Source organism: Pseudomonas agronomica (genome assembly GCF_025917275.1).
Taxonomy (GTDB): Bacteria; Pseudomonadota; Gammaproteobacteria; order Pseudomonadales; family Pseudomonadaceae; genus Aquipseudomonas; species Aquipseudomonas agronomica.
In genome coordinates this window covers 1-9,428 of the sequence record NZ_JAOSHO010000180.1, presented here as the reverse complement: position 1 = coordinate 9,428, position 9,428 = coordinate 1, and the positions used below count along the sequence as shown (strand labels likewise).

Annotated in this window: 10 protein-coding genes; all 10 read left to right on the top strand. The window is 61.7% G+C overall.

Annotated elements, in window-relative coordinates; genetic code table 11:
• Positions 1-125: 125 nt before the first annotated feature.
• The gene (gene fliE / locus OC610_RS14575) at positions 126-452 is read left to right on the top strand and encodes a flagellar hook-basal body complex protein FliE (RefSeq protein ID WP_003184044.1); all 327 of its coding nucleotides are present in this window, start codon (positions 126-128) and stop codon (positions 450-452) included.
• 15 nt (positions 453-467) lie between these two features.
• Positions 468-2,252 (top strand): flagellar basal-body MS-ring/collar protein FliF, encoded by a 1,785-nt coding sequence (gene fliF / locus OC610_RS14570; protein ID WP_181287427.1) that lies wholly within the window; start codon positions 468-470, stop codon positions 2,250-2,252.
• Positions 2,245-3,264: a flagellar motor switch protein FliG gene (gene fliG / locus OC610_RS14565; protein WP_007958288.1), complete on the top strand. Its 1,020-nt coding sequence runs from the start codon at positions 2,245-2,247 to the stop codon at positions 3,262-3,264. Before fliF ends, fliG begins: the two co-directional genes overlap by 8 nt.
• Before the next feature lie 7 nt (positions 3,265-3,271).
• Positions 3,272-4,102, top strand: a complete 831-nt coding sequence (fliH, locus tag OC610_RS14560) for a flagellar assembly protein FliH (protein WP_264428615.1) — start codon at positions 3,272-3,274, stop codon at positions 4,100-4,102.
• A complete protein-coding gene (fliI, locus tag OC610_RS14555) occupies positions 4,092-5,450 on the top strand; it encodes a flagellar protein export ATPase FliI (protein ID WP_181287425.1) in 1,359 nt (452 codons plus the stop codon). Before fliH ends, fliI begins: the two co-directional genes overlap by 11 nt.
• Before the next feature lie 6 nt (positions 5,451-5,456).
• Positions 5,457-5,906, top strand: coding sequence for a flagellar export protein FliJ (fliJ, locus tag OC610_RS14550; protein ID WP_003184033.1), 450 nt, complete (start codon positions 5,457-5,459; stop codon positions 5,904-5,906).
• 102 nt (positions 5,907-6,008) lie between these two features.
• Positions 6,009-6,314 carry an STAS domain-containing protein gene (locus OC610_RS14545; protein WP_030141081.1) on the top strand — a complete coding sequence of 102 codons (306 nt, stop codon included), beginning with the start codon at positions 6,009-6,011 and terminating at the stop codon, positions 6,312-6,314.
• Positions 6,315-6,319: 5 nt separating this feature from the next.
• On the top strand, positions 6,320-8,026 hold the full coding sequence (locus tag OC610_RS14540) for an ATP-binding SpoIIE family protein phosphatase (protein WP_264428612.1): 1,707 nt from the start codon (positions 6,320-6,322) through the stop codon (positions 8,024-8,026).
• 31 nt (positions 8,027-8,057) lie between these two features.
• Positions 8,058-8,402 (top strand): Hpt domain-containing protein, encoded by a 345-nt coding sequence (locus tag OC610_RS14535; protein WP_264428610.1) that lies wholly within the window; start codon positions 8,058-8,060, stop codon positions 8,400-8,402.
• Positions 8,403-8,488: 86 nt separating this feature from the next.
• The coding region (locus OC610_RS14530; protein WP_264428608.1) for a flagellar hook-length control protein FliK at positions 8,489-9,428 on the top strand (940 nt) is incomplete at its 3' end.

Here is a 9,428-nt window from a genome sequence, read left to right as displayed (position 1 = left end):
TTCCCACAGTGGAGCGGTGTGCGCAATTGTTTCTGCCGGCCATCGAGCTGGCACCCTTGTTGCTAATACCTACGTACCCGCTGAGTAAGTGTCAAAAAAACGCGGGCCGCCAGAGAGAATAGACCATGAGCCAAGGTATTGAATTTAATCGATTGATGTTGGACATGCGCTCCATGCAAATGGACGCCATGGCCCAGCCGAAATCGGTCGCGGTCCCCCAGGTGGGTGGCAGCAGCTTTTCCGACATGCTCGGTCAGGCCGTCAATAAAGTGAACGATACCCAGCAGGCTTCGAACCAGTTGGCCAGTGCTTTTGAAATTGGCAAAAGTGGCGTCGACCTGACGGACGTAATGATCTCTTCGCAGAAAGCCAGTGTCTCGTTTCAGGCGTTGACCCAGGTACGCAACAAACTGGTTCAAGCCTACCAAGACATCATGCAGATGCCGGTCTAAGGAAACTATTGAGTCATGGCAGAAGCAGCCGTTGATAACGTTCCAGCCAAGGCCACTCCGGTAGACGGCAAACCGCCGTTGTTCGGTCTGTCTTTCCTGGAAAACCTCTCCGAGATGACCATGCTGCGTCAGGTTGGCCTGTTGGTCGGCCTGGCTGCCAGCGTGGCGATTGGTTTCGCCGTCGTGTTGTGGTCCCAGCAGCCAGACTACCGTCCGTTGTACGGTAGCCTGGAAGGCATGGATGCCAAGCAAGTCATGGAAACCCTGGCTTCTGCCGACATTCCCTACACCGTCGAACCCAACTCTGGCGCCTTGCTGGTCAAGGCCGACGACGTGGCGCGCGCGCGTCTCAAGCTCGCTGCCGCGGGCGTGACACCCACCGATGGCAACATCGGTTTCGAGATTCTCGACAAGGACCAGGGCCTGGGCACCAGCCAGTTCATGGAAGCGACGCGTTATCGTCGCGGCCTGGAAGGCGAACTGGCGCGCACCATCTCCAGCCTCAACAACGTCAAGGGTGCCCGTGTGCACCTGGCGATCCCGAAAAGCTCGGTCTTCGTGCGCGATGAGCGCAAGCCGAGTGCGTCGGTCCTGGTTGAACTGTATTCCGGCCGCTCCCTGGAGCCAGGCCAGGTCCTGGCCATTATCAATCTGGTGGCGACCAGCGTTCCCGAGCTGAGCAAGTCGCAGATCACCGTGGTCGACCAGAAGGGCACCCTGCTCTCCGACCAGGCGGAAAATTCCGAACTGACCATGGCCGGCAAGCAATTCGACTACAGCCGCCGCATGGAAGGCATGCTGACCCAGCGTGTGCATAACATCCTGCAACCGGTCCTGGGCAATGGCCGCTACAAGGCGGAAGTGTCGGCGGATGTGGATTTCAGCGCGGTCGAATCGACCTCCGAGCAGTTCAACCCGGATCAGCCGGCGTTGCGCAGCGAGCAGTCGGTGAACGAACAGCGCACTGCCAGCAATGGCCCGCAAGGCGTGCCGGGTGCCCTGAGCAACCAGCCGCCATCGCCGGCCAGCGCGCCGCAAACCACCGGTGGCGCCACCGCCGCCGCGGGCATGGTGCAGCCAGGCCAACCGCTGATCGATGCCAACGGCCAACAGATCATGGACCCGGCCACCGGCCAGCCGATGCTGGCGCCGTACCCGGCCGACAAGCGTCAACAATCCACCAAGAACTTCGAGCTCGACCGTTCCATCAGCCACACCAAGCAGCAGCAGGGCCGTTTGAATCGCTTGTCGGTCGCCGTGGTGGTGGACGATCAGGTCAAGATCAACCCGGCCAACGGCGAAACCAGCCGTGCGCCGTGGAGCGCCGACGAATTGGCGCGCTTCACACGCCTGGTGCAGGACGCCGTCGGTTTCGACGCCAGCCGTGGCGACAGCGTCAGCGTGATCAACGTGCCGTTCTCCCTGGAGCGCGGTGAAGAAATCGCCGACATTCCGTTTTATTCGCAACCCTGGTTCTGGGATGTGGTCAAGCAAGTATTGGGTGTGCTGTTCATCCTGATACTGGTGTTCGGTGTGTTGCGTCCGGTGCTCAACAACATCACCGGTGGCGGCAAGAACAAGCAGTTGGCTGGCTTGGGTGATGTAGAGCTGGGAGGCATGGGCGGCCTGGATGGCGAATTGGCCAACGATCGCGTCAGCCTCGGCGGGCCGCAGAGCATCCTGCTGCCAAGCCCGAGCGAAGGCTATGACGCTCAGTTGAACGCCATCAAGAGTCTGGTGGCAGAAGATCCGGGTCGTGTGGCCCAGGTCGTGAAAGAGTGGATTAACGCAGATGAGTGATAATCGAGCCGCTGTTGCCAAATTGTCCCGGGTCGACAAAGCCGCGATCTTGCTGCTGTCCCTGGGGTCGACCGACGCCGCCCAAGTGCTGCGTCACATGGGGCCCAAGGAGGTCCAGCGCGTCGGCGTGGCCATGGCCCAGATGGGCAACGTGCACCGCGAGCAGGTCGAGCAGGTCATGAGCGAGTTCGTCGACATCGTCGGCGACCAGACCAGCCTGGGCGTCGGTTCCGACGACTATGTGCGCAAGATGCTCACCCAGGCCCTGGGCGAGGACAAGGCCAACGGCCTGATCGACCGGATCCTGCTGGGTGGCAACACCAGCGGCCTGGACAGCCTGAAGTGGATGGAGCCACGCGCCGTTGCTGACGTGATCCGTTACGAGCACCCCCAGATCCAGGCGATCGTGGTGGCGTACCTCGACCCGGACCAGGCAGGCGAAGTGCTGGGCAACTTCGACCATAAGGTGCGCCTCGATATCATCCTGCGCGTGTCGTCGCTGAACACCGTGCAGCCGGCGGCGCTGAAGGAATTGAACCAGATCCTCGAGAAGCAGTTCTCGGGCAACTCCAATGCTTCGCGCACCACCTTGGGTGGTATCAAGCGCGCGGCGGACATCATGAACTTCCTCGACAGTTCGATCGAAGGTCAATTGATGGACTCGATCCGCGAAGTCGACGAAGACCTGTCCGGTCAGATCGAAGACCTCATGTTCGTGTTCAACAACCTGGCCGATGTCGACGATCGTGGCATCCAGGCACTGTTGCGCGAAGTGTCCTCCGACGTGCTGGTCCTGGCCCTCAAGGGTTCGGACGAAGGCGTCAAGGAAAAGATCTTCAAGAACATGTCCAAACGGGCGGCCGAACTGTTGCGCGACGACCTCGAGGCCAAGGGCCCGGTGCGTGTCAGCGACGTGGAAACTGCACAGAAGGAAATCCTCACCATCGCCCGCCGTATGGCCGAAGCCGGAGAAATCGTGCTCGGTGGCAAGGGCGGCGAAGAGATGATCTAAGGTCGTTATGTCTGCCAAGAGTGATGGTTCACCCAGCGACCTGATCCGCGCCCGTGACGTCGGTGGTTTCGACGTCTGGTCGCTGCCCAGCTTCGACCCTCATGTGCCCGAGCCCGAGCCGGAACCGGTGGAAGAACTGCCGGAGATGGAAGAGGTGCCGCTGGAGGAAGTCCAGCCGCTGACCCTCGAAGAGGTCGAAAGCATTCGCCAGGAGGCCTACAACGAAGGCTTCGCCATTGGCGAAAAAGAAGGTTTCCACAGCACCACGATCAAGGTCCGTCAGGAAGCCGACGTGGCGCTGACGGCCAAGCTGCGCGCATTGGAATCGCTGATGCTCAACCTGTTCGAGCCCATTGCCGAGCAGGACACGCAGATCGAAAAGTCATTGGTCGGGCTGGTGCAGCACATCGCCCGGCAAGTGATCCAGCGCGAGCTGGCCATCGATTCGAGCCAGATCGAACACGTCATGCGCGAAGCCCTCAAGCTGTTGCCGCTGGGCGTGGGCAACGTGCGGCTGTACATCAACCCCCAGGACTTCGAACTGGTCAAGGCTTTGCGCGAGCGCCACGAGGAAACCTGGCGCATCGTCGAGGATGAAACCTTGTTGCCGGGCGGTTGCCGCGTGGAAACCGAGCACAGCCGCATCGACGCTACCGTCGAGACCCGCATCAGCCAGATCATGGCCAAGCTGTTCGACCAACTGCACGAACAGGCTTTGCACCCGGCCCCCGCCGACTTGAGCCTGGAGTTGCCGGACGAACCCAAGCCGGCCGTCATTGTCGATCCCGACAGCGGCGAACCGATCACACCTGAAGTGGTAGGCCACGATGCGCCTTGAGCGAACCAGCTTCGGCAAGCGCCTGGGCAGCTACGCCGAGGCCACCGAACTGGCCGGCCAACCGATCCTGGAAGGTCGCCTGTTGCGCATGGTCGGCCTGACCCTCGAAGCCGAAGGATTGCGTGCGGCAATGGGCAGTCGCTGCCTGGTGATCAATGACGACAGCTATCACCCGGTGCAGGTGGAAGCCGAGGTCATGGGTTTTTCCGGTAGCAAGGTATTCCTGATGCCGGTCGGCAGTGTCGCCGGCATTGCCCCGGGTGCCCGTGTGGTGCCGTTGGCCGATACCGGCCGCCTGCCCATGGGCATGAGTATGCTCGGTCGCGTGCTGGACGGCGCTGGTCGGGCGCTGGACGGCAAGGGCGGCATGAAGGCCGAGGATTGGGTGCCGATGGACGGCCCGACGATCAACCCGCTCAAGCGCGACCCCATCAGCGTGCCGCTGGATGTGGGCATTCGTTGCATCAACGGCTTGTTGACCGTCGGCCGCGGCCAGCGCCTGGGCCTGTTCGCCGGTACCGGCGTGGGCAAGAGTGTGCTGCTGGGCATGATGACTCGCTTTACCGAGGCCGACATCATCGTGGTGGGGCTGATCGGCGAGCGGGGCCGCGAGGTGAAGGAATTTATCGAGCACATCCTCGGCGAGGAAGGGCTCAAGCGCTCCGTTGTCGTCGCTTCGCCGGCGGACGATGCGCCGCTGATGCGCCTGCGCGCTGCGATGTATTGCACGCGCATCGCCGAATATTTCCGCGACAAGGGCAAGAACGTCCTGTTGCTGATGGACTCGCTGACCCGCTTCGCCCAGGCCCAGCGGGAAATCGCCCTGGCCATCGGCGAGCCTCCGGCGACCAAGGGTTATCCGCCTTCAGTGTTCGCCAAGCTGCCGAAGCTGGTGGAGCGTGCCGGTAACGCGGAGAAGGGCGGCGGCTCCATCACCGCTTTCTACACCGTGCTGTCCGAGGGTGACGACCAACAAGACCCGATCGCCGACTCGGCCCGAGGCGTGCTCGACGGCCACATCGTGTTGTCCCGACGCCTGGCCGAGGAGGGGCATTACCCTGCCATCGACATCGAAGCGTCGATCAGCCGGGTCATGCCGTCGGTCATTAGCGCCGAGCACATGAAGCGCGCCCAACAATTCAAGCAGTATTGGTCCCGTTACCAGCAAAGTCGTGACCTGATCAGCGTCGGAGCGTATGTGCCTGGCGGGGATCGTGAAACCGACACGGCGATCAACCTGTATCCGTCCATGGCGGTGTATCTGCGCCAGGCGCTGAACGACAGCATCGGCATGGGCGCCAGCGAAGCGCACCTGCAAACCATTTTCGCCCCTGTTTCCGGCACGTAACCGGTCATGGCCACGAGTCGTGCGGCGCGCCTGGCGCCAGTGGTGGACATGGCGGAAAAGGCTGAGAAAACCGCTGTCCAGCGACTGGCATATTTCCAGGGGCAAGTGGCCGTTGCCGAAAGCAAGCTGGCGGACCTGGAGAATTTTCGCCTCGAATACCAGGAGCAGTGGATCGCCCGAGGCAGCCATGGCGTTTCCGGGCAGTGGCTACTGGGCTACCAGGGATTCCTCGCGCAGTTGGGCACGGCCATCGACCAGCAGCGCCAGAGCCTGGTCTGGCACCAGAACAACCTGGAGAAGGCCCGCCAGAGCTGGCAAGAGGCGTTCGCCCGCGTCGAAGGGTTGCGCAAACTTGTACAGCGCTACATCGACGAGGCGCGGCAGTTGGAGGACAAGCGTGAGCAGAAACTGCTGGATGAATTGTCCCAGCGCTTGCCGCGCCAGGATCCATATTGATAACGGCGGTAGAGTTTTGTCGGGTGGGTGATTTGAAACCTTGCTCATACCTCTACCAAGTGCTAAACCTTGTACACGTATGTCCATGACAAGGAAGTGAATATGTCTGTCATTACCGAAGTATCCCCGGATGGGCAAAAGCTGACGATCTCGATCAAGGGCCGCTTCGATTTTGGCCGGCACCAGGAGTTTCGTGAGTCTTATGAAAAGCTCAACACGAAACCCGAGTCCATCGTTGTGGATCTGAAAGAAGCCACTTATCTCGACAGTTCTGCCTTGGGCATGCTCCTGCTGTTGCGTGATCATGCCGGTGGCGACGAATCGGATATCCGCGTCGTCAACAGCAGCAGCGACGTCAAGAAAATCCTCGCGATCTCCAATTTCGACAAGCTGTTCGACATCAGTTGATCGCCATGCAATCGTCGCCGGAGCCGCTGACGATCCTGATTGCCGAAGACAGTGCCGCTGATCGACTGCTGTTGTCGACCATTGTCCGTCGCCAGGGCCATCACGTGCTCACCGCGGCTGACGGTGCCGAGGCGGTCGAGGTCTATCTGCAACAGCGTCCGCACCTTGTGTTGATGGATGCAATGATGCCGGTCATGGATGGCTTTGAAGCGGCGCAGAAGATCAAGCAGTTGGCCGGGGATCAACTGGTCCCGATCATCTTCCTTACCTCGTTGACCGAAAGCGAAGGGCTGGCTCGCTGCCTGGAAGCTGGCGGTGACGACTTCCTGGCAAAACCCTATAACCAAGTGATCCTGGCCGCCAAGATCAAGGCGATGGACCGTTTGCGTCGGCTGCAGGCCACGGTGGTAGAGCAGCGCGACCAGATCGCCCGGCACCACGACTACCTGCTCAATGAGCAGCGGGTCGCCAAGGCGGTATTCGACAAGATTGCCCACTCCGGTTGCCTGAGCGCGCCGAACATCCGTTACCTGCAATCGCCCTACGCCTTGTTCAATGGCGATCTGCTGTTGGCCGCGTTCAACCCGGCGGGCGACATGCATATCCTGCTTGGCGACTTCACCGGCCACGGATTGCCGGCGGCGGTGGGGGCGATGCCGCTGGCGGAGGTGTTCTACGGGATGACCGCCAAGGGCTACGGCCTGGCGCAGATTCTTCGGGAGATGAATGCCAAGCTCAAGCGCATCCTGCCGGTGGACATGTTCTGTTGCGCGACGCTGTTGTGCCTGAGTTTCCAGCGTTGCACCGTGGAGATCTGGAACGGTGGCATGCCCGACGGTTATCTGCACGACAGCCTCACTGGCGTACGCACACCGTTACCGGCGCGCCATTTGCCGCTGGGTGTGCTGACGCCTCAGTTGTTTGACGACCGCACCGAAGTCCACCCGATGTCGGTGGGCGATCGGGTGTTCCTGCTGTCTGATGGCGTGATCGAGACCAGTGACCGCGACGACCAGCCGTTTGGCGTCGAGCGGTTGCAGCAGGTCTTTTCGGCCAACCGTGAGCCCGACCGCCTGTTCGAGGATATCCAGCAAGCCCTGCAGGATTTTCGCGGCGAGGCCCGTGACGACTTCAGCATGATCGAGGTGCGCCTCGTCGCGCCGACGCAACTCAATCCGCCGCCTCCGGTCTATTCCGATAGCGGCCAATCCAGTCCGCTGGACTGGTCGGTGAGCTTTGAATTCAGGGCGCAGACGCTCAAGCGGTTCAACCCGATGCCCTATCTTTTGCAATTGCTGCTGGAGGTTCATGGGCTCAGGGCACACAGTGGCGCCCTTTACAGCGTGCTGTCGGAGCTGTATTCCAACGCCCTCGAACATGGGGTGTTGGGGTTGGACTCCAGCCTCAAGCGCGATGCGACGGGTTTTGCCCGTTACTACCGTGAGCGCAACGAGCGCCTGGACGCGTTGAGCGATGGCCATGTGCGCGTGCATTTGCACGTCACCCCTCATGGTGACGGTGGCTGTCTGGTCATAGAAGTCGAGGACAGCGGCAAGGGCTTCGATGTTGCCAAGGTAATGGCGCGACCGGTGGATCGCGACCGATTATCAGGGCGTGGAGTGAGCCTGGTGCGTCAGCTATGCCAACGGGCCTCCTGGTCCGACGATGGTCGTAGTGCGCGCGTGGAGTTTTTCTGGGAGGCTCTGGCATAATCGGAGCCATTCTTGATCAGGGAGCGAGCAAGTGAGTGAAATTCATCTCGATCGCGACGTGCTCAGCACGTTGAGGGAAGTCATGGAGGAGGGGTATCCGGAATTGCTGGATACTTTCCTCGAGGATTCCGAGGCACGCCTGCGTGTGCTGCATGAAGCCAGGGACGCCGAAAAGCTGAGCGCCACGGCCCACAGCTTCAAGGGCAGCAGCAGCAACATGGGTGCCCTGCGCCTGGCTGAGCTGTGTGGTGAGCTGGAGCAACGCGCCAAACAGCCGTCGCTGGGTGGTATCGAAAAACTGGTCAATGAAATCGACAGCGAGTTTGCCTTCGTCCGCACGCTTTGCCGGGAAGAGCGTGAAGGCTTTCACTGCTGAAGCGATGTCGTCCGGCGCGTTGGCCCGTCCTTTGCATTGTCCTGTCTCGACTGCATCTATGATTCCAGTGCAGCGGAGACCATTTTATGCCTGTTACGCCCAATACACTCCTGCAGGCCACTGCCCCGGCCAAGCCGCAGGCCGCCGTCAATCCCCTGGCAGCGGGCCCGGAAGCCGGAGATAAAGCCTCCAGCTTCGCTCAGGTCTTCGCCAAGCAAGCCCCCGTCAAATCACCGACGGTCCCTGAACCATCGGTAAAGCCGGGGCGCGACAAGACCCCGGACACCTCCGTCAAGAAGGATGCCGACAGCGATACGGCTGCCGCTCCGGAGCCGGTGGTTGCCGATAGCGGCAAACCCTTGCCCGCCGACAAGCCGGCCGCTGCCGACGACAAGACTGCCCAGGATGACGATACCGACGCGGCCGAGACGCCCGTAGCGGACGCCGCGCCTGTCGACCCAACGCTTGATCCTGCTCTGTTGCCGGTCGTTCCGGTGGCCGCTGCCGAGGTCCAGCCCGCCCCCGTGGTGAGCGCGACCGATGCTCAAGTCACTGCTGCGGTGGCGGCTGCTGTTGTTCCGACGGTGGTGGCCAACGCCCCGGCGCCTGTGACTGATCCTGAGTTCGATCCGCAAGCTGACCCCCTCGACGCGCTGCCAGCCTTGCGGTTGGCGATGGAGCAGGGCGGTCATGTGTCGGCTTCCAGCCAGGCGCAGCCCAAGGCCGCTCCGGCGGCTTCACCTGATGGCGAACCGACTTCGGCCCAGACTTTCGCAGCCGGCATGGCCAGTATGCTCACCGTGCAAGCCGACCAGGACAGCACCGGTGCCGGCAGCCAGGGTGGCGACAAGGCGTTCAGTGGCTTGATCAGCGAAGGCCTCAAGGACCTGACCGCCGCCTCCAGCGATACTCGCGTCGATGACTTTGCCAATCGCTTGGCGGCACTGACCCAGGCCGCCACGCCGAAAACCGCCAACGCGGTGCCGGTCAACCAGCCCATCGCCATGAACCAGAGCGGCTGGACCG